17 protein-coding genes are annotated in these 20,138 nt (G+C 71.5%); 8 read left to right on the forward strand and 9 right to left on the reverse strand.

Annotated elements, in window-relative coordinates:
* Positions 1–108: 108 nt before the first annotated feature.
* The 3 genes from ACFWYS_RS44590 to ACFWYS_RS44600 form a co-directional block, all read right to left on the reverse strand.
* On the reverse strand, positions 109–1,356 hold the full coding sequence (locus ACFWYS_RS44590) for a DUF5667 domain-containing protein (RefSeq protein WP_384782403.1): 1,248 nt from the start codon (positions 1,354–1,356) through the stop codon (positions 109–111).
* 261 nt (positions 1,357–1,617) lie between these two features.
* Entirely contained in the window at positions 1,618–2,391 is a 774-nt protein-coding gene (locus tag ACFWYS_RS44595; protein ID WP_384782405.1) for an ECF subfamily RNA polymerase sigma factor, BldN family, read from the reverse strand.
* Between the two features lie 1,314 nt (positions 2,392–3,705).
* Complete coding sequence (locus ACFWYS_RS44600; RefSeq protein ID WP_384782407.1) at positions 3,706–4,626, reverse strand: HAD family hydrolase; 921 nt, start codon at positions 4,624–4,626, stop codon at positions 3,706–3,708.
* A 172-nt stretch (positions 4,627–4,798) separates the two neighbouring features.
* On the opposite strand from ACFWYS_RS44600, the gene ACFWYS_RS44605 reads away from it, so the two are divergent.
* The 5 genes from ACFWYS_RS44605 (at position 4,799) to ACFWYS_RS44625 (ending at position 10,575) form a co-directional block, all read left to right on the forward strand.
* A complete protein-coding gene (locus ACFWYS_RS44605; RefSeq protein WP_384782408.1) occupies positions 4,799–5,086 on the forward strand; it encodes a glutaredoxin family protein in 288 nt (95 codons plus the stop codon).
* Between the two features lie 302 nt (positions 5,087–5,388).
* On the forward strand, positions 5,389–6,159 hold the full coding sequence (locus ACFWYS_RS44610) for a redox-sensing transcriptional repressor Rex (protein ID WP_384782410.1): 771 nt from the start codon (positions 5,389–5,391) through the stop codon (positions 6,157–6,159).
* Entirely contained in the window at positions 6,156–7,904 is a 1,749-nt protein-coding gene (locus tag ACFWYS_RS44615) for a glutamyl-tRNA reductase (RefSeq protein ID WP_384782412.1), read from the forward strand. Before ACFWYS_RS44610 ends, ACFWYS_RS44615 begins: the two co-directional genes overlap by 4 nt.
* Complete coding sequence (gene hemC / locus ACFWYS_RS44620) at positions 7,901–8,872, forward strand: hydroxymethylbilane synthase (protein ID WP_384782414.1); 972 nt, start codon at positions 7,901–7,903, stop codon at positions 8,870–8,872. The genes ACFWYS_RS44615 and hemC overlap by 4 nt, the downstream gene beginning before the upstream one ends.
* Positions 8,869–10,575, forward strand: coding sequence for a uroporphyrinogen-III synthase (locus tag ACFWYS_RS44625; protein WP_384782416.1), 1,707 nt, complete (start codon positions 8,869–8,871; stop codon positions 10,573–10,575). The genes hemC and ACFWYS_RS44625 overlap by 4 nt, the downstream gene beginning before the upstream one ends.
* Before the next feature lie 73 nt (positions 10,576–10,648).
* Here ACFWYS_RS44625 and ACFWYS_RS44630 read toward each other — a convergent pair whose 3' ends face one another.
* Complete coding sequence (locus tag ACFWYS_RS44630; RefSeq protein ID WP_384782418.1) at positions 10,649–12,046, reverse strand: FAD-binding oxidoreductase; 1,398 nt, start codon at positions 12,044–12,046, stop codon at positions 10,649–10,651.
* 179 nt (positions 12,047–12,225) lie between these two features.
* Between ACFWYS_RS44630 and hemB the strand changes: the two genes are divergently transcribed.
* Entirely contained in the window at positions 12,226–13,221 is a 996-nt protein-coding gene (gene hemB, locus ACFWYS_RS44635; RefSeq protein ID WP_384782420.1) for a porphobilinogen synthase, read from the forward strand.
* A gap of 75 nt (positions 13,222–13,296) precedes the next feature.
* On the opposite strand, the gene ACFWYS_RS44640 is transcribed toward hemB, so the two are convergent.
* A complete protein-coding gene (locus tag ACFWYS_RS44640; protein WP_384782422.1) occupies positions 13,297–13,485 on the reverse strand; it encodes a hypothetical protein in 189 nt (62 codons plus the stop codon).
* Between the two features lie 316 nt (positions 13,486–13,801).
* Between ACFWYS_RS44640 and ACFWYS_RS44645 the strand changes: the two genes are divergently transcribed.
* Complete coding sequence (locus tag ACFWYS_RS44645) at positions 13,802–15,067, forward strand: PLP-dependent aminotransferase family protein (RefSeq protein WP_384782424.1); 1,266 nt, start codon at positions 13,802–13,804, stop codon at positions 15,065–15,067.
* Here the strand turns inward: ACFWYS_RS44645 and ACFWYS_RS44650 are convergent.
* The 3 genes from ACFWYS_RS44650 to ACFWYS_RS44660 are packed head-to-tail and all read right to left on the reverse strand — an operon-like array spanning position 15,033 to position 17,725.
* Positions 15,033–15,893, reverse strand: a complete 861-nt coding sequence (locus ACFWYS_RS44650; RefSeq protein WP_384782426.1) for a DUF4253 domain-containing protein — start codon at positions 15,891–15,893, stop codon at positions 15,033–15,035. The genes ACFWYS_RS44645 and ACFWYS_RS44650 overlap by 35 nt on opposite strands.
* Positions 15,894–15,935: 42 nt before the next feature.
* Positions 15,936–16,865 (reverse strand): DUF2690 domain-containing protein, encoded by a 930-nt coding sequence (locus ACFWYS_RS44655; RefSeq protein ID WP_384782428.1) that lies wholly within the window; start codon positions 16,863–16,865, stop codon positions 15,936–15,938.
* Positions 16,862–17,725: a peptidoglycan-binding protein gene (locus tag ACFWYS_RS44660; protein WP_384782430.1), complete on the reverse strand. Its 864-nt coding sequence runs from the start codon at positions 17,723–17,725 to the stop codon at positions 16,862–16,864. Before ACFWYS_RS44660 ends, ACFWYS_RS44655 begins: the two co-directional genes overlap by 4 nt.
* A 319-nt stretch (positions 17,726–18,044) precedes the next feature.
* Between ACFWYS_RS44660 and ACFWYS_RS44665 the strand changes: the two genes are divergently transcribed.
* Positions 18,045–18,500 carry a peptidoglycan-binding protein gene (locus ACFWYS_RS44665; protein ID WP_384782432.1) on the forward strand — a complete coding sequence of 152 codons (456 nt, stop codon included), beginning with the start codon at positions 18,045–18,047 and terminating at the stop codon, positions 18,498–18,500.
* Positions 18,501–18,583: 83 nt separating this feature from the next.
* Here ACFWYS_RS44665 and argS read toward each other — a convergent pair.
* Positions 18,584–20,138, reverse strand: a 1,555-nt coding sequence (argS, locus tag ACFWYS_RS44670; RefSeq protein ID WP_384782434.1) for an arginine--tRNA ligase, incomplete at its 5' end; no start/stop codon positions are given.

Consider the following 20,138-nt stretch of genomic DNA (forward strand, 5'->3'; position numbering starts at 1 on the left):
TTTTATAAACTCTTGTTTTGTGGGGGGCTGTGTCTGTTGTGTAAACGCGCCGGGGGGCGCCCCGGTCACAGGGGCGCCCCATCGTCGTACGACTCTCTCCGGCGGCGGCTAGTTCGCGGCCTCGCCGTCGATGCCCAGGCCCGGCAGAAGGCCCGGGAGGAGTGGCGGGAGGGTGACGGCGGGTTCGGTGCTCGGTGTCGACGTGGACGGTGAGGTGCCGGAGCTGCCGGTGTCCTTCGGCGGGTCGAGCAGGCCGCCGGTGTTGCCGCCGAGCAGCCCCTCGTTCTCGCTGCCGGAGCCCTCGGCGGACTTGCTGGGGCTGCTGGACCGGCCGCCCTCGGAGGAGCCGCTGCCGCCGGCGCTGGGGCGCGCCGACCGGTCGGAGCCGGACGTACCGGTGGAGGACGAGCCGGAGCCGTCCCGCCGTTTGCCGTCGCCGCTGCCTGTCGGTGGCTGCGGGAGCAGGGACTCCAGCGGGGAGACGTCTTCGTCTATGGCGTCGAACACCGACGACACCCGGTCACTGACGTCCCCGAGCTGGAGGGGAAGCCGCTGGCGGAGGCTGCCCCAGGCCGCGCGGTGCGAGCGGGAGAAGGTGGAGAGGGCCTGGATGGGGCCCAGGGAGTTCGGGTCGCGCTCGTAGGCCTCGCGCAGCAGCCGGTGTCCCTCCGAGGCGTCGTGCTGCATGCCGGACAGGGCGCGGCGGATCTCGGTGAGCGATTCGTGGTCGAGCTGTCCGCTGCGGCCGCGCTCCATCAGCCGACGGGCCTCGCTCAGCCGGGTGGAGGCCTGGTCGAGGTAGCCGCGGCCGCGCTCGTCGTCGCCGTCGGCCAGGATGTTGAGCTTGAAGTCCTCGATGCCGCGCTTCAGGCCGTAGAGCGAGTCACCGGGCAGGGCGTCGCTGCTGGCGGCGGCGACTCCGCCGAAGGCTCCGGCGGCGACTCCGACGCTCAGTCCGCCCGCTGTGAGGCCCTTGGCGAGGCGGGAACGGGGCCGCAACTTGCCCAGCGGCGACGCGCGGTGAGCCCCGGGGGCCCGGTCCGAACGCTGTTCCGGCAGGGCGGGGCCTGCCTCGCCTCCCGCGGTGCCCTCCTGCAGCATGGCCTCCATCGCGGCCACGAGCTGGGCCCGCTGGACGACCTTGACCTCGGGGTCCAGTACGGGCTTGGGCAGCTCGCCGAGACTCTCGGTGAGGGCCAACAGGCGCCCCTGCTCGGTTGGTTCCGCAGCAGCCGGTGCCGGTGCCGATCCATCGGGCTGCTCGGCCTCATCGGCCGCCGGGCCCTGGTCGGCCTGCTCCTCCAGGGCCTGGGCGAAGGCGTTCGCCCGCCGGTGTGCCGATACGTTCGCGATCACTGGCGGCACCTCCTCTCGTGATGACGGTCGACTCCCCAGGGGGTCCTGAGGGTTGCACGCCCTGACCACGACCACTCGATCGAGTGATCGAAGTCGGCCAGGGAGTGACCACAGGGAGCCTGCATCCCGCACAACGAGCGGCTCGGCACTTGGGTTACGGACGGCGGATGAACAGACCGCGGAGTCAACAGACTTTCACTTACAGTGAGTTGGAGGTTGCGGAGCGTGTCGATTCGTTGGGGGTCGGGGCGGGCGGCGTGTTCAGCGCACGTCGTCCGGGAGGAGGCGGGCGAGAGTACGTACGGCTCGGTACTGGAGGGTCTTGATCGCGCCCTCGTTCTTGCCCATGACGCGGGCCGTCTCGGCGACGGAGAGGCCCTGGAGGAATCGGAGGGTGACGCACTCCTGCTGTTGCGGGTTGAGCCGTCGTACGGCATCCAGGAGGGCGGCGTTGGACAGTGATTCGAGGACGGAGTCCTCCGGGGAGCGCTCGACCTCGTTGGCGTCGAGCATCTCGCCGGTGGTCACCTCCAGTCGGAAACGGCTGGACTTGAAGTGGTCGGCGACGAGGTTGCGGGCGATCGTCACGAGCCATGCGCCGAAGTCACGGCCCTGCCAGGTGAACGTGCCGATGCGGCGCAGTGCCCGCAGAAAGGTCTCGCTCGTTAGGTCCTCGGCGGTGGCCTTCCCTCCGACGCGGTAGTAGATGTAGCGATAAACGGTGTCGCTGTACTGGTCGTAGAGTCGGCCGAACGCGTCGGCCTCGCCGGCCTGTGCGCGTTCCACGAGATCCATCATGCGAGCGCTGTCGCTGTCGGCGGCGGGCCGCCGGGCGGTCGCCGCGCTGGTCGAGCGCCCTCGTCTGCCGACGGCGGCGGTTCCGTCGGCGAGTGCGTAGCACGGGCCTACGGGTGCGGTGGTTACGGCGAGGGCGGGGACGGCGTACGCGGTGGGGACGAAGCCGCGCAACAGGTCTTGGACCGTTGCGCGCAGCGTAGCCAGGCCCGAGGCGTCAACCCCGACGTGTGGGTACACGGGACTCCCAGAGGCAGAGCTTCCATCACGTGCAGTGCGGGACCGTTCACCCGTCGTAGCGACGGAGGGGTACCGGTTTGCGTCTGAGGAGAATAACGCTTCGTGCAGGCACTGCTACGCCCAGTTGCTCAAATCATCGATTGCGTCTCTTCTGTAACCGATTGACGGTCGATCAAGTGCCGCAGAGTGACCGGTTGTTGATCGAACTCGCTCGTGTTGCGGCTGACTCCGGGGCGTGTTGTGGCCGTGTGCAGCCAAGGGGACTGGACAGGGGGGTGCGGGGGTATGGGGTGCGGATTGGCCGCGCGGCCCGGCGTGGTCAACTTCCGTCCTCCTTTTTTCTCGCCCCCGCCGCCCCTACCCGTCCCATCCCCAGGGGCGCCGCCCCTTCGCCCCCACTGGGGCTGCCGCCCCAGACCCCGCTCCGGCCCTTAAAGGGCCTTGTCCTCAAACGCCGGACGGGCTGGGGGTGGGCCGGGGTTGGGAGGTGGCGGGTTGCTTGGGTGGGTGGGGGTTGGGGGCGGGTTGTTTCGGGCTCGGACGTCGGACGGGGTGGATGGTGTGGGGTGGCCCTGGGAGGTGACGGGTCCTCAGGGGCTTCGTCCTCGCCGGAGGGGGCGGCTGGGGGCCGGTACTGCGGGATGGCGTGTGCTGTCGGGTGGGTGGGGGCTCGGGGTGGGGGGTCTCGTACGCCGATGTCGGACGGGTTGCGGTTGCCGGGTCCGGGCGATGAGGGGGGCGTGTAGCTGTTGGGTGGGGTTTAGGGGTAGCGCTCGCTACGTCGATGGGGCGGCGCACCCCCATCGGCCTGCAGTCGCGTACGGCGGGAAGGGGACGTGTCGGGGGGTGTCCGCCCGCAGTGGCCGGCGTCAAGGGGCGGGAGCTCTTGGCCTACGTCAGCCGCCGGTCCGAGGACGGACACCCCCCGGCGCGGCCCCGACCCACCCACGGACCCGTAGGCGCTACGCACGCCCCCACTCAGCCGCACAGGCTGCCGCAGGCCTTAAGGCGTGCCCCTAACTGGCCGCACGTGCCCACTCGCCTGCACAGGCCGCCGCAGGCTGACCGCGTACTCCCACCCGGTCGCACAGGCCGCCGCAGGCATCGACGCGTATTCCCGCCCGGTTGCACACGCGCCGCAGGGCTCACCGCGTATCCCCGCTCAGCGCCACAGGCGCCGCAGGCGTCAACGCGTGCTCCCGTCCGGGCGGACAGGACGCCGCACGCTCACCGCGTGCTTCCACCCCGCCCCACAGCGCCGCAGGGCTCAAGCCACGCGCGCCTGCCCGGCCCCCCCCAAGCCTCCTGCGTCAGTTACCGCCGTCGCCTGTGCAAGGCGATTGCTGCTGCTGTGCCGCCGGCTACCGCTCCGACGCCGGCTGCTGCGGGGATGCCGACCTTCGCTGCCTTTCGGCCGGTGCGGTAGTCGCGGAGGCGCCAGTCGAGGTGGCGGGCGTGTTTGCGGAGTTTGGTGTCGGGGTTGATGGCGTAGGGGTGGCCGACGAGGGAGAGCATCGGGATGTCGTTGTGGGAGTCGCTGTAGGCGGCGCAGCGGGACAGGTCCAGGCCCTCCGCCGCGGCCAGCGCGCGGACCGCCTCCGCCTTCGCCGGGCCGTGCAGCGGCTCGCCGACCAGTTTGCCCGTGTAGACGCCGTCCACCGATTCCGCCACCGTGCCCAGCGCACCGGTCAGGCCGAGGCGGCGCGCGATCACCTGGGCGATCTCCACGGGGGCGGCGGTGACCAGCCAGACCCGCTGGCCCGCGTCCAGGTGTGCCTGGGCGAGTGCGCGCGTGCCGGGCCAGATGCGCTCGGCCATGTACTCGTCGTAGATCTCCTCGCCGATCGACATCAGCTCGGAGACCCGGTGGCCCTTGACGATGGAGAGCGCCGAGTCGCGTGCTTCCTGCATGTGCTCCGGGTCTTCGACGCCCGCCAGCCTGAACCACGCCTGCTGCCAGGCGAACCTGGCCAGGTCGCGTGTCTCGAAGAACTTCCGCTTGTACAGGCCCCGACCGAAGTGGAAGAGGGCAGCGCCTTGCATCACGGTGTTGTCCAGGTCGAAGAAGGCCGCGGCCTTCTCGTCGCCGAGCACCGGGAAGTCCGGTTCGGCGTCGGACACCTCCGTCGCTTCCTGCGACGACTTGCGCGCTGCCTCAGCCGAGGCCTCGCCAGCCAACACGCTCCGCGCCGTGGCGGAGCGCCTACGGGGAGTGAGCCATCCAAGAGCGGCCATGACCGTGAGCATAGCCAGTTTGTTCGGTGCTTCCGGAGTCGAGAGGTTTGAAGGCTGTGAACTCTCCGCGACCGTGTCGTTAAAGAACTGATTCGAAGGGCCGGGCGGCGTCCGCTTCCCTGGTGGTTTCGGGGGCCCGTGCCACGGACCCCGCCGTCCCCGGCGCGCGAGAATGGCTGACATGAGCCCCTTCTTTCGTCGCGGCGCGGCCAAGTCCCCAGAGGACCGGCTCGTCACTCTCATCCGCAAACCCGGCTGCCATCTGTGTGATGACGCACAGCTCGTCATTGAGGAGGTCTGTGGCGATCTCGGGGTTCCGTGGGAGCAGAAGGACATCACGCAGGATCCCCAACTCCACGATCAGTACTGGGAGCAGATCCCCGTCGTCCTCGTCGACGGTGCCCAGCACACCTTCTGGCGCGTGAACGAAGATCGCCTCCGCAAAGCCCTGACCGAGTAACCCAAAGCACTGACCGACCAGTCCAACTCAGCCGGAAACTGGCTTAGGATCGACGGCGTCTTGGTCTCGGGGGCGGGGATCGTTGAGGAGAGTGTGCGGTTTTGCCCCCAAGAGATGAGGAACGGTGGTGCGTATGCGCCGGTTCCACACCAGTGCGCCGGGCGTGCGTGAGCCCGGTCACGTTGGGCGGGCAAATCGGACACCATCTTTGTGCACGCGTTCACAAAGACATAGCCTGCATTCGACGGGGCGGTCTGGGGACGACTGACCGCCGGCAGTCCCGCTCTACCCGCAGGAGCACCGTGGCAACTGGCCGAACTCACCGAACGGCGACCCGCAGCCGAGGGATTCCCGAGGCCACCGTCGCCCGGCTTCCGCTGTACCTCCGCGCGCTGACCGCACTGTCGGAGCGCTCGGTACCCACGGTCTCCTCCGAGGAGCTCGCGGCCGCGGCGGGGGTCAACTCCGCGAAGCTGCGCAAGGACTTCTCGTACCTGGGGTCGTACGGAACGCGCGGTGTCGGCTACGACGTCGAGTATCTCGTCTACCAGATCTCCCGTGAGCTGGGGCTCACCCAGGACTGGCCGGTTGTGATCGTCGGTATCGGTAACCTCGGCGCCGCCCTCGCCAATTACGGCGGGTTCGCCTCCCGTGGCTTCCGGGTCGCCGCGCTCATCGACGCCGACCCGGCCATGGCGGGCAAGCCGGTCGCCGGCATTCCGGTGCAGCACTCCGACGACCTGGAGAAGATCATCCAGGACAACGGCGTGTCCATCGGCGTCATCGCCACCCCCGCCGGTGCCGCCCAGCCGGTCTGTGACCGGCTCGTGGCCGCCGGGGTCACCTCCATCCTGAACTTCGCGCCGACCGTGCTGTCCGTCCCGGAGGGCGTCGACGTACGCAAGGTGGATCTCTCGATCGAGCTGCAGATCCTCGCCTTCCACGAGCAGCGCAAGGCCGGCGAGGAGGCCCACGCCGACGGCGGCGGACCGGCCGCCGCCACTCGTGAGGGCTCCGATGACTCCGCCGATCAGGGGCCGGACGGGGACGTACCCGCCGTGATGCCGGCATGAGTCTTCTCGTCGTGGGGCTGAGCCACCGCAGCGCCCCGGTCAGCGTCCTGGAGCGGGCCGCGCTCGGCGCGGACGCCCAGATCAAGCTGCTGCAGGACACGGTCGCCGCCGAACCGGCCGCCGAGGCCGCCGTGCTGGCCACCTGCAACCGCATCGAGCTGTACGCCGACGTCGACAAGTTCCACGCCGGTGTCGCCGAGCTGTCCACGCTGCTCGCCCAGCACAGCGGGGTGGGGCTGGACGAGCTCACGCCGTACCTGTACGTCCATTACGAGGACCGGGCCGTACATCATCTGTTCTCCGTGGCCTGTGGGCTCGACTCCATGGTCGTCGGGGAAGGCCAGATCCTCGGGCAGATCAAGGACTCCCTCGCCAAGGCGCAGGAGCTGCACAGCGCCGGGCGGCTGCTGAACGACCTGTTCCAGCAGGCCCTGCGGGTCGGCAAGCGCGCCCACTCCGAGACCGGCATCGACCGCGCCGGACAGTCCCTGGTCACCTTCGGCCTGGAGCAGCTGGCCGCGGGGACGGACGTCACGGCGTGGGCCCGCGGCAAGAAGGCGCTGGTCATCGGCGCCGGTTCGATGTCCTCGCTGGCCGCGGCCACGCTCGCGCGGGCTGGGGTCGCCGAGATCGTCGTCGCCAACCGCACCTACGACCGCGCCGAGCGGCTCGCCCAGATCCTCACCGAGGCCGACGGCACGGACGTGCCCGCCCGCGCGGTACCGATGGAGTCGGTGCCGGTCGAGCTGACACGTGCCGATGTCGCCGTCTCCTGCACCGGAGCGACCGGGCTGGTCCTCACGGCCGAGGAGGTCGCCGCCGCGGTGGAGGGCCGTACCGGTCAGCCGGTCGCCTTCGACGGGGCCGAGGGCAGCGGTCGTACGACGGCCAAGGCGCCCGCCGCCAGGACCGCCGCCGACTCGGCCGACGTACGCCAGACCCCGCTGCCGCCCACCAGCGTCGGCACCGACGAGAACTGTCCGCTGGACCTCACCGCCGCCGTGCAGGGAGGTTTCTCTGTGCTCGGCGAGGCCGCCGTCGCCGGGATGGACGCGGCCACGCTGGAGCAGCACGCGGCGTGGGCCGCGGGCAGTGCCGTCGACCGGCGGGAGGCCGCACGGCGCAGCCCCGAGGCGGATGCCGAGCTGATCACCGCGCTCGCCGCGACCGTGGCCACCGTCGGCCGGATCCCCGAGCGCCGCAAGCCCGAGCCGGTCGCCGAGGCCCCTCGCCTCGCGCCGGTGCTGTCGCTGCTCGACCTCGCCATGCCCCGCGACATCGACGCGGCCGTGCACCGGCTGGCCGGGGTGCGGCTGGTCGACATCGAGTCGCTGGCGGAAGCTTCCGCCGACGCTCCGATGGCGGCCGACGTCGACCAGGTCCGCCGTATCGTCTCCGACGAGGTCGCGGCCTTCGGGGCGGCGCTGCGGGCCGCGCACATCACGCCCACCGTCGTCGCCCTGCGCGCGATGGCCGCCGATGTCGTGGCGAACGAGATCGCCCGACTGGAAGGCCGGCTGCCGGGCCTCGACGACAAGCACCGCAGTGAGATCACGCAGACCGTGCGGCGCGTGGTCGACAAGCTCCTGCACGCCCCGACCGTGCGGGTCAAGCAGCTCGCGGCCGAGCCCGGCGGCGCCGGGTACGCGGATGCCCTGCGGACCCTGTTCGACCTCGATCAGGAGACGGTGGCCTCCGTCTCCCGTGCCGAGGACAGCACCGAGAAGAACCGAGGCCCACGATGACTCAGCAGCCACTACGGCTCGGCACCCGGCGCAGCAAGCTCGCCATGGCCCAGTCCGGACAGGTCGCGGACGCCGTGCGCCAGGTGACCGGACGGCCCGTCGAGCTCGTCGAGATCACCACGTACGGCGATGTCTCGCGCGAGGCCCTCGCGCAGATCGGCGGCACCGGCGTGTTCGTCACCGCCCTGCGCGACGCGCTCCTCAAGGGCGAGGTCGACTTCGCGGTGCACTCCCTCAAGGACCTGCCGACCGCGCAGCCCGCGGAGCTGGCCCTCGCGGCCGTGCCCCAGCGGGAGGATCCGCGGGACGTGCTCGTCGCGCGGGACGCGCTGAAGTTCACCGACCTGCCGCGCGGGGCGCGCATCGGTACGGGTTCGCCGCGCCGGATGGCACAGCTGAACGCGTACGCGCGCAGCCACGGACTGGACATCGAGGCCGTGGCGATCCGCGGCAACGTCGACACCCGGATCCGGTACGTGCGCGACGGTGAGCTGGATGCGGTCGTACTGGCCGCGGCCGGCCTGAACCGCATCGGCCGCATCGAAGAAGTGACCGACTTCCTGTCGGTCGACACGGTTTTGCCCGCCCCCGGCCAGGGGGCACTGGCGATCGAGTGCAGGGCCGGGCACACCGCCCGGGACGCTGACCTCGTCGCCGCGCTCGGTGAGCTCGACGACCCGTTCACGCGGATCGCCGTGACCGCCGAGCGATCACTGCTCGCCGCCCTGGAGGCCGGCTGCTCCGCCCCTGTGGGCGCGCTGGCCGACCTGCTGGCCGACGGGCAGATTGTCAAGGAAATGCGCCTGCGCGGCGTCGTCGGTACGACCGACGGCACGCGGATGGTGCAGCTGTCCACCACCGGTCCCGTGCCCGAGACGCACGACCAAGCGCTTGCGCTCGGTCGCGAACTCGCTACCGAGATGCTTGCCCAGGGCGCGGCCGGTCTGATGGGGGAGCGAGCACAGTGAGCCCCACCACCCTTCCCGCCGGCCTTGAACACGGGCACGTCACCTTCCTCGGTGCCGGACCCGGGGATCCGGGGCTACTAACCCTGCGCGCAGTCGAGGCGCTGGCGAGCGCAGACGTACTCGTCGCCGAGCACGAGGTGCTCGACGTCGTACGCCAGCACGCCAGAACGGGCGTCGCCGAAGTGCATACGGACACGGGTCCCGATGCGGACGCCGCCCCGGGCACAGGCACGCCTCAACTGGCCGTTGTTGACGGTGCGTCAACAACCGCTGGGCTACCCGCGGTGCGGGATGCGGCACATCTTGTCATGGAGGCCGCGCGGGGCGGCAGGCGGGTCGTGCGTGCGGTGTCCGGGGATCCCGGGCTCGACACGTACGCCGCCGAGGAGATGCTGGCGTGCGCCGCGGCCGGTGTGCCGTTCGAGGTCGTGCCGGGTGTCGCCGCGGCCGTGGGCGTGCCCGCCTACGCCGGTGTGCCGCTGCGGGACGCGCAAGGAGCGGACGTGCGGTTCGTGGACGCGCGTACCGCGTCCGACCGATGCTGGACCGAGGTCGGCGCGTCGGACGGGACCGTGGTCGTGTCGACGACGCTGGACTCCGTGGGCGCGGCCGCCGGTGAACTGGTGTCGGCGGGACGCAAGCCCGATACGCCGCTGACCGTCACCGTCGCCGGTACGACGACTCGGCAGCGGACCTGGACCGCGACGCTGGGCACCATCGCCCAGACGCTGAAGCAGGCCAAGGTGCTGCCCTCGCCGGAGGGCGGCCGGCCGGTGATAGCCGTGGTCGGTGAGCGTTCCGCCGCAGCACAGCGCGACCAGTTGTCGTGGTTCGAGTCCAAGCCGCTCTTCGGGTGGCGGGTGCTCGTGCCGCGCACGAAGGAGCAGGCGGCTTCGCTCTCCGACCAGTTGCGGTCGTACGGGGCCGTGCCGCACGAGGTGCCGACGATCGCCGTCGAGCCGCCGCGCACGCCCCAGCAGATGGAGCGGGCCGTGAAGGGGCTCGTGACCGGGCGGTACGAGTGGATCGCCTTCACCTCGGTGAACGCGGTCAAGGCCGTGCGGGAGAAGTTCGAGGAGTACGGGCTCGACGCGCGGGCGTTCGCCGGGATCAAGGTCGCGGCGGTGGGGGAGCAGACCGCGAAGGCGCTCATCGCCTTCGGCGTGAAGCCGGATCTGGTGCCGAGCGGGGAGCAGTCGGCCGCGGGGCTGCTGGAGGACTGGCCCCCGTACGACCCTGTCTTCGACCCGATCGACCGGGTGTTCCTGCCGCGGGCCGACATCGCCACGGAGACCCTGGTGGCCGGGCTGATCGAGCTGGGCTGGGAGGTCGACGACGTCACGGCCTATCGGACCGTGCGGGCTTCGCCGCCGCCGGCCGAGACGCGGGAGGCGATCAAGGGAGGTGGCTTCGATGCCGTTCTCTTCACGTCCTCGTCCACGGTGCGCAACCTCGTGGGGATCGCGGGCAAGCCGCACAACGTGACCGTGATCGCCTGTATCGGGCCCGCCACCGCGAAGACCGCCGAGGAACACGGCCTGCGGGTGGACGTGATGGCTCCCGAGCCGTCCGTGCACAAGTTGGCCGAGGCGCTGGCGGACTTCGGGCTGCGGCGGCGTGCCGCCGCGGTCGAGGCCGGGGATCCGGTCACTCGGCCGAGCGAGCGGCGGCCGGGGGCTCGGCGGCGGCGGTCGACGACGTAAGGGATGTGGGGGCGGTGATGTGGGTGCGGGCCTGAGGGTTCTCGCCCCCCCGCCGCCCCTGGGCCCCCGCTCCTCAAACGCCGGAGGGGCTGATGGTGTGGCCGAAGCGCAGCAAGTTGCCCGGGTCGTACGTTGATTTGGCCTGGCGCAGGCGGCTGTAGACCTCTGGCGTCCAGGCTCGGGCGCGGTCGGTGTCGTCGCCCGGGGTGCCGTGGATGTTGACCATCGTGCGGCCGGTTCCGTAAGGGGACATCGCCGTGTAGAGGGCTGCCGTGGCCCGCTCTATGGCCTCCGCCGCCGGTGGGGAGGCCAGGACGCCCACGGCTTCCAGGAAGTAGTCCGCGTCGCGGGAGCAGATCGCGTCCGCCAGGCGGGCGGGTCGGGCGAGGGCGCCTCCCATGTGGCGGATCTCCACCAGGAGCAGCGGGCAGTCGGGGACCTCCGGGCCCACCTGGGACAGGAACGTGCGGATGGCGTCCGGCGTCAGATCGCGGAGCAGGGCGCAGGACTCCCGGGCGGGGAGCGGGTCCTGGGGCTCCGTGTAGATGCGGTCCATCGCCGCGTACGGCATTTCCTGCACCGTGTCGACTGTCACCGGTGCCGCCGAGCGGATCGGGGACAGGAGCTCCGCGCCCGCCCTCAGGTCGCCCGTGCAGGCCACTGCCACCCTGGCCCAGAAGCCGCCGCGCAGAGGCTCGGGGATCTCGGGGAGGGGCGGCAGGCGCAGCAGGCTGAACGCGGTGCACATCTCGTCGGGGACTTCGCGGGTCCAGTCGGCCCAGGCCGTCAGGAGTGCCTCCGCGTGTTCGCCGGGGCAGTAGATGCCGCCGCCGAGGAGGGTGGACACCGGGAGCAGTTCGAAGGTCAGTGACGTGACCACTCCTACGTTGCCCTTGCCGCCGCGCAACGCCCAGAACAGCTCTGGAGCGTGGTCCGGGTCGCACTCGCTGAGCGTGCCGTCGGGCGTGGCCACCTGGAGGCAGCGGACCAGGTCCGCCGCGTAGCCGTAGGTGCGGCCCAGGACCGGCAGGCCGCCGCCCAGGGTGTAGCCGACGACGCCCGCGTCCGTGGAGGTGCCGCAGAGTGCGGCCAGGCCGTGTGGTGCGGACGCGTTCAGGACATGGCTCCACTTCGCGCCGGCCCCGACCGTCGCCGTGCGCCGGTCCGGGTCGACGCGTACCTCTGTCATACGGGTCGTCGTGATCAACAGGCCGTACGGGATGGGGAAGTTCGCTCCGTGGCCCGTCGCCTGGACCGCCACCGGCGTATCGGTGGCCGACGCCCAGCGCAGGGCCCGCACTATGTCGTCCGCGCCCGTCGCGCCCACGACCACCTCGGGCGTGTGCTGCGCGGACAGGTTGAAGCCGGTGACCTCGTCGGCGTAGCCGTCGTCGCCGGGGCGCAGGACCGGGCCGTGGATCTCGGAGAGGGCGAAGAGGTCGGGGATGTTGTGGTGGGTGGCGGCGGTCATCGCGGCCTCCCTGCTGTCTGTCAGGAGGGGCAGGGGCTGCCCCGAGGGCCGTTCTTCGGGCTTCTCTTCAGGATGGACCTGGGGGTGTGCGGGGCGCATTCCGGGCCGTCGTCCGCGCCCGTGCCGTTCCGACGGCCAGTCGGCAAAGGTGCTGCCGGGGCGGGCGTAGCGTAGGTGGCATGACGACGTACGGATCCTTCCCCGGTACGCGGCCGCGGCGTCTGCGGACCACTCCGGCGATGCGGCGCATGGTCGCCGAGACCAGGCTGCACCCCGCCGACTTCATCCTCCCGGCCTTCGTGCGCGAGGGCGTCAGCGAGCCCGTGCCGATCACCGCCATGCCGGGGGTCGTCCAGCACACCCGGGACAGTCTGAAGAAGGCCGCGGCCGAGGCCGTCGAGGCCGGTGTCTCCGGGATCATGCTGTTCGGGGTGCCCGAGGAGGACAAGAAGGACGCCCTCGGGACGCCCGGTACCGATCCGGACGGGATCCTGCAGGTCGCCATCCGCGATGTGCGGGCCGAGGTGGGGGACGACCTGCTTGTCATGTCCGACCTCTGCCTCGACGAGACCACCGATCACGGGCACTGCGGAGTGCTCGACTCCGACGGGCGCGTCGACAATGACGCCACCCTGGAGCGGTACGCCGAGATGGCACAGGTCCAGGCCGACGCCGGAGCCCATGTCGTGGGGCCCAGCGGGATGATGGACGGGCAGATCGGGGTCGTCCGGGACGCCCTCGACCAGATCGGGCGGGACGACGTCGCCATCCTCGCCTACACCGCCAAGTACGCCTCCGCCTTCTACGGGCCCTTCCGGGAGGCCGTCGGCTCGTCGCTGAAGGGCGACCGCAAGACGTACCAGCAGGACCCCGCCAATGCGCGGGAGTCCCTGCGTGAGCTCGCCCTCGACCTGGAGGAGGGCGCCGACATGGTGATGGTCAAGCCGGCCGGGCCCTACCTCGACATCCTGGCGCGGGTCGCCGACGCCGTGGACGTGCCGGTCGCCGCCTATCAGATCTCCGGCGAGTACTCGATGATCGAGGCCGCCGCCGAGAAGGGCTGGATCGACCGGGACCGGGCCATCCTTGAGGCGCTGACCGGCATCAAGCGGGCGGGTGCGCGCAACATCCTCACCTACTGGGCGACCGAGGCCGCGCAGAAGCTCGGGCGGTAGCAGCGCCCGCCGGTCTGTCGGTGGCGGCCCTTCGGGGGCCTGCGGGGGCTCGCGGTGGTGGGTTGCGGGGCACTGTCACCGGCTCTTGGACGCCGGGGGAGTTGTGGACTGCGTCGCCGTGGGGCTCGTCGGGGTCGACGGGCCCTCGTCGCGCAGGCCCTGGCCGTCCTCGCACGCGGTGAGCGTGAGCGCGGCGATCGCCACCAGCGTGGCGGCCAGCAGCCGGGCGCGGGGGTGACGGGCGGGGGGTGCGGACGCCGACATGGTGGCCCTTTCCGTGGGTGGGGGTTGGGGTCGGACCCCAGCCTGCGTGATCATCCGTCATCGTCGCCACCTTCGGCGGGGAATTCGGGACGCCCAAGTGGCGGGAACACCGTTGACCTGCGGGAATGGTCCGTCCCGGTGGCGTGGCGTGGGACGGCAGGGGCGGGGACGGGCGGTGCCGGACGCGGTGGACGGGAGCCGTGGGTCCGTATCGCGGAAAGCTGCTTGTAGGCGGCATGTAGTTCTCTAGGCTGCCCGGCACGAGCCGTCACCTTCGTCGTCGTAGTCGCGCCGGCGCAGCCCAAGGAGCCGTGTCATGACCGTCATCGAGCCCGCGCCCCACGCATCCGATCGCGAACCCGAACGCGCCCCGGCCGCCGTGCCGTCGTTCGCCACGCGGGCCGCGGTCGTCGGGGGGTCGCCGGTGCGGGACATTCTCGCCGTCACCGCCCGGCCCGAGGTCATCAACTTCGCGGGCGGGCTGCCCGCGCCGGAACTGTTCGACCGGGAGGGCATCGCGGCCGCCTTCCGGGAGGTGCTCGCCGAGACGCCGGCGCAGGCCCTGCAGTACTCCACCACCGAGGGCGAGCCGAGTCTGCGTGCCGGGCTCGCCGCGCGGATGTCGGCGCGGGGGCTCGGGACCGATGCCGACGACCTGCTCATCACCACCGGCTCCCAGCAGGGGCTGTCATTGCTGGCCACCGCGCTGGTGGACCCCGGGGACACCGTCCTCGTCGAGGACCCCTGCTATCTGGCGGCGCTTCAGGTCTTCGGCCTCGCCGGAGCGCGGATCGTGGCCGTGCCGGGCGACGCGGACGGGGTGGATCCGCGGGCGCTGGAGGAACTGGTGGTGCGGGAGCGGCCGAAGCTCTTCTACACCGTGCCGACCTTCCAGAACCCGACCGGCCGGACCCTGCCCGCCGAGCGCAGGGCCGCCGTCGCCCAGGTCGCCGCCCGGTGCGGGGTGTGGATCGTCGAGGACGACCCGTACGGCGAACTGCGGTACGACGGCGAGCGCGTGCCCTGGATCGCCTCCTGCCCCGGAGCCGAGGACCGTACGGTGCTGCTCGGCTCCTTCTCCAAGGTGATGGCTCCCGGTCTGCGGCTGGGCTGGCTGCGGGCACCGGCCGCCCTGAAGCGTGCCTGCGCGGTCGCCAAGCAGGCCGCCGACCTGCACACCGCGACCGTCAACCAACTCGCCGCCGCCCGCTGCCTCACCGGCCTCGACACCCATGTGGCCCGCGTCCGGGACGTCTACCGCGCACGCCGCGACGCCATGCTGGCGGGACTGGCGGACGCCCTGCCGGACGGCTCCACCTGGAACCGTCCGGCAGGCGGCATGTTCGTCTGGGCCCGGCTGCCGGAGTCGTACGACACGACCGCGCTGCTGCCGGAGGTCGTGCGGCACGATGTCGCCTACGTCCCCGGCGCCCCCTTCTACGCCGGTGAGCCTGACCGGTCGACGCTGCGCCTGTGCTTCGTGACGCAGACGCCGGAGGAGATCGGGGAAGGGCTGAGGAGGCTGGGGGAGGGGCTCAGGGCGGGCGTCAGTCCCACCAGAAGTGCCAGACCGGCTGGTTGAGGAGCTGGTTCCCGGCGTAGGCGCGGAGCGTGGTGTCGCTGCTCTGCCAGATGTTGTCCGGGCAGAACGCGAAGTGCTCGGCGGCCACGGCCTCCGCCTCGGCCAGGGTGGTCGGCGGGGAGGCCACCGAGAGCAGGAGGTGGTCGAAGCCGAGCGCCACCACCCGTATGCCGAAGCGGTCCTCCCAGGAGCGGAGCACCGCGCAGAGGCGGGCCGTGTCGTTCTCGTGGTTCATCGGGCCCGACCAGCCGATCGCCGCCGGAATGTCCGCGCTGCGGCGGGCCGGGACCAGGGCGAGGCGGGGGTCCTTCAGCGGGCCGCCGTTCTCGACCAGGGCGTCCGCGATGTCGGTGGCCAGCGAGTCCGGGTCGGGGGAGTCGGTGGTGGCGGTGGGCGCCGCCAGGCCGGGCCACTCTCCGTCCTCCCCATCCTCCCCGGCGGCCCTGTCCTCCCCGTCGGCCCCAGCCGCTCCGAGCTCCCCGTCCTCCTGCGTCGCGCACTCGTACCAGAAGTCCTCCAGCACCTCTTCGGCGTCGTGATCCCCCGGGTACGACATCTCCCCGGGCATCAACTCCCAGCCCTCGGGGTCGCCCTGGCTCCCGCCCACGTCGATGACGACCGGCAGTAGCCCGCCCGCCCGCCGCGCCGACTCCAGTGCCGTCCAGGCGCCGGGTGCGGCCGGTTCGTCCGCGAACCACAGCAGGGGCTCATGCCACGGACCCTCGTCCGTCGCGTCGACGAGTCGCCCGGGCGGGAGTTGGAGGCCCAGGGCCGCACCCGTCATGTCGGTGGCCAGCTTCGGCAGGGGGTTCGGAAGTGTCGCCATGTCGGTGACTCTAGGCGGTGGCACTGACAACGAGCCTCGCGCTCACTCGGGCACCGAGCCGTCGAAGCATTCCTTCTCGCCGCCCGCCGTGGGACGGAAGCAGGACCGGACGACGGCGCCCGGACGGGAGGCGGTCATGGGGGTGTAGACGTAGGAGTCGGCGTCGACGGTGTTCCGGACCTCTGCGCTGAGGACGGGGCCACGAGGATTGTCACCGCCCTCGTCATGACCGCTCGCCGTCATCTCGATCCGGTCGCCGATGCTCGTCCCCCACATCCGGGCCCAACTCGTGCCGCACTCCTCGCTGTAGCGCAGTTCCAGCCAGGCTCCGGTGGCCGTGTGGTGCGTGGCGAGGGTCGTCGGTGAGCCGCCGCACTTCATGTGCATCGGGCTCTTGCCCTCACAGGCCGCGCCCTGGCAGCGCGGTGCGGTCGGGGCGGGGGACGGTGACAGGGACGAGCGTGGTTCGCCGTCCCGGTGCGGCAGCAGGAGGGCCACCGCCGCCATGCTGCCGACAGCCACGGCGCACACCGACGCGAGTACCGCCGCGACCGTCGCGGTGCGGTGTGCGGCCGGAGGGGGCGGCGAGGGAGACGGAGGCAGCGGCCGGGGCGAAGCCTCGGGCGAAGGCGAAGGCGAGGGCGAAGGCGAAGGCGAGGGCGGGTCCGGGGACAGGGACGGGGCCGGCGATGCCGTGCGTGTCCCGTCCGGTGGACGCCCGGCCCGCCCGCTCCCCTCCGCCTCCGCGATCTCCCACAGTGCCAGGCAGCGCCCCTCCCGCTCGCCGGCCAGGCGGCACAGGTCCTGTACCGCCTCACGCGGGGGCAGGGTCCGGCCGTTGAGGTAGCGGTCCCAGGAGGACTTGCTGAACGCCGTCTTCGCCGCGAGGCCGACCAGGCTCAGACCGGTGCGCGTCTTCAGGTCCCGTAGCGCGTCGGCCAGTCGGGCCCGTTCCGGCGACGGGGCCGTCATCGCCGTAGGACCTTCCAGGTGTGCGGGCCGATGATGCCGTCCACGACCAGATCCGCCCGCTTCTGCACCTGCCTGACCGCGCGTTCCGTCACCGGGCCGAAGATCCCGTCCACGGCGCCCGGCGAGAGGCCCGCCCTGCGCAGCAGACACTGCGCCTCGGCCACCTCGGGCCCGGCGTGGCCGTTGGCCAGGATGGCGTCCTGAGTGCGGCTGTTGCCCGTGTACCAGCGGCCGTCGACCCGCTCGACCCGGCAGGTGTAGGCGGGCGCCGACCGCGGGGCCGGTGCCGTTTCCGGTGGCTGTGCGGTGGGGGTGGCGGACGCGGCCGGTTCGGCGGAGGCCGAGCGAGGGGACGCCGTCCCTTCTCCCGTGTCGCCGGACAGCCGTACGGCGAGAAGCACCGCCGTGGAGACGGCCAGCACCAGTGCCACGGCACCGGCCACGAGCGCGATACGCAGCGAACCTCCGGGCGAGCGCACCCCGTTGACCTCGGTCGACAGGATCTCGGGCGCTGTCGCAGGCGGCTCCGGTACGGACGTGTCCGCTGCCGGTACCGGGATGCCCGCCTCCGCCGCCGACCCGTTCCCGCGCCGTTTCCCCCACGCCTCCTCGGCGACCTCGTGCAGTGCCAGCAGCCGGGTGGGATCCTCGCCCCCGACCCCGGCCAGTTCCTCGACGGCCTCCCGGGGCGGTAGCGACCTGCCGCCCAGATACCGTTCCCAGGACTTCGGGCTGTAGCCCGTTCTCGCCCCCAGTTGGCGCAGGCTCAGCCCGCTGTGGTCCTTCAGCCGGCGCAGCCGTACCACCAACTGCCGTACGCGCGGATCAAGTTCCGCGGGCAGCGCTGCCCAACGCGACATGTTCCCCCCACTCGCGTTCACGGTCGGGCCCATGGTCCCCGTGGTCAGCGGCGCCCGAGCCCGGTCGCATTCTGCATCAGCATCCACGGCCCGTACCGGGAGCCGGTTCCCGCATCCGTAAGGATCCGGCCATCGCATGCCACAACCGTCCCGCCCTGGCGTCCCGGAGAGCGGCGCCCTTGCTGGTCAGCGGGTGGGACGTCCCGTGCTGACGTCACTTCCGCGGCAACTGTGGCAACCCCCGTCGCCCGCCCCCACTCTCGTTCTCGCCAGTCGGCGGCAGACGCCGCCACCCGGCCCAGAGGGAGAGGGAAACACCATGCGACCGAATGTCTGGACGAGGACCCTCGTCAGTGTCAGCGCCGTCGTCGGCCTCGCCGCCGGAGGCCTCGCGACCGCGGGCACCAGCTTCGCCGCGGCGCAGGCGAAGCCGGCCGTGAGCTCCGAGGTCTCCGTCCTCGCGGTGAACAACCTCGGCCTGAGCACCACGGAGGCCAGGTACGTCCAGTGCTGGCTCCAGGACTACTGGGGCTACACCGGCGCCCTCGACGGGCAGCTGGGCACCAACAGCTGGAAGGCGATGCAGCGCAACCTCAAGCAGCACTGGGGCTACAACGACAGCATCGACGGAATCGTCGGCAAGAACACCATCATGGCGCTGCAGCGCTCCCTGAAGGCATATCAGGGCTACGACGGCGAGATCGACGGCATCGCCGGACCGAAGACCAAGGCGGCGTTCAAGCGGTTCGCTGCCGACTCCAAGCCGTACTGCTGAGCCGACACCCGGCGACCGCACAGACGGCGCGCCCCGTCCTCCCTGCGGGGGAGAGGACGGGCCGCGCGCACGTCATCAGGCGCTCACAGCCGCTCGGGCGTCCGGATGCCCAGCAGGGCCATGCCCTGGTGCAGGGTCCGGGCCGTCAGCTCGACCAGGAACAGGCGGTTCTCCGTCTGCTGCGGGGTGTCGGCCTTGAGGACCGGGCACTGGTCGTAGAACGTCGTCAGGTGCGACGCCAGCTGGTACAGGTACGCGGCCAGCTTGTGCGGGGCGTACTCCGCGGCCGCATCGAAGACGGTGTCGCCGAACGCGTCCAGATGCAGGCCCAATGCCCGCTCCGCCGGGGCGAGTTCGAGCTCCGGGTGTGCGGCCGGGGTAGCTCCCTCCGCCTTGCGCAGGATCGACTGGATACGGGCGTACGCGTACTGGAGGTAGACCGACGTGTCGCCGTTCAGGGACACCATCTGGTCCAGGTCGAACTTGTAGTCACGGTTCGGCGACGTCGACAGGTCCGCGTACTTCACGGCGCCGATCCCGACGTACCGCCCGTTCTCGACGATCTCCTCCTCGGTCAGGCCCACCTTCTCGGCCTTCTCGCGCACGACCGCCGTCGCCCGCTCGACCGCCTCGTCCAGCAGGTCCTCCAGCCGTACGGTCTCGCCCTCACGCGTCTTGAACGGCTTGCCGTCCGCGCCCAGCACCGTGCCGTAGCCCATGTTGTGCGCGGTGACCTCGTCGGTCAGCCAGCCGGCCCGGCGGGCCGCCTCGAAGACCATCTTGAAGTGGAGGGACTGACGGACGTCCACGACATAGAGCAGGGACGTGGCGTGCAGGTCCTGGACCCGGTTGCGGATCGCCGTCAGGTCGGAGGCCGCGTAGCCGAAGCCGCCGTCCGCCTTCTGCACGATCAGCGGGACCGGCTGGTCGTCCTTGCCGCGGATCTCGTCGAAGAACACCACCAGCGCGCCCTCGGAGCGCACCGCGACGCCCATCTCCTCCAGGAGGCGGGCGGTCTCCGGCATGCCCTCGTTGTAGGCGGACTCGCCGACGATCTCCTCGTCGCGGATCTTCATGTCCAGCTTCTCGAAGACGGAGTAGAAGTAGACCTTCGACTCGTCCACGAACTGCTGCCACAGTTCGAGGGTCTCCTTGTCGCCGGACTGCAGGGCGACGACCCGCTTGCGGGCCCGCTCCTTGAACTCCTCGTCCGAGTCGAAGACCGCGCGCGAGGCCTTGTAGACCCGGTTCAGGTTGCTCATCGCCTGCTCGCCGTCGACGTCGGCCGCCGGGGCCAGCTCGCCGGGGTGCTCGAACAGGTACTGGATGAGCATGCCGAACTGGGTGCCCCAGTCCCCGATGTGGTGCCGGCCGATCGTCTGCTCGCCGGTGAAGTCGAGCATGCCGCGCAGGGCGTCGCCGATGACCGCCGACCGCAGGTGGCCGACGTGCATCTCCTTCGCCACGTTCGGCTGGGCGTAGTCGACGACCGTGATGCCCGCGTTCTCCTTCAGCGGCACGCCGAGGCGCGGGGCGGCCGCGGGGCGGGCCGGGCGGGTGTCGGTTTTAGGCCCGTGGGGGTCGGGGTTGGTGTTGTAGCCGGGGGCGGGGGACACGGCGACCGTGATAACCGCACCC

This window comes from Streptomyces sp. NPDC059010 (assembly GCF_042740355.1).
Taxonomy (GTDB): Bacteria; Actinomycetota; Actinomycetes; order Streptomycetales; family Streptomycetaceae; genus Streptomyces.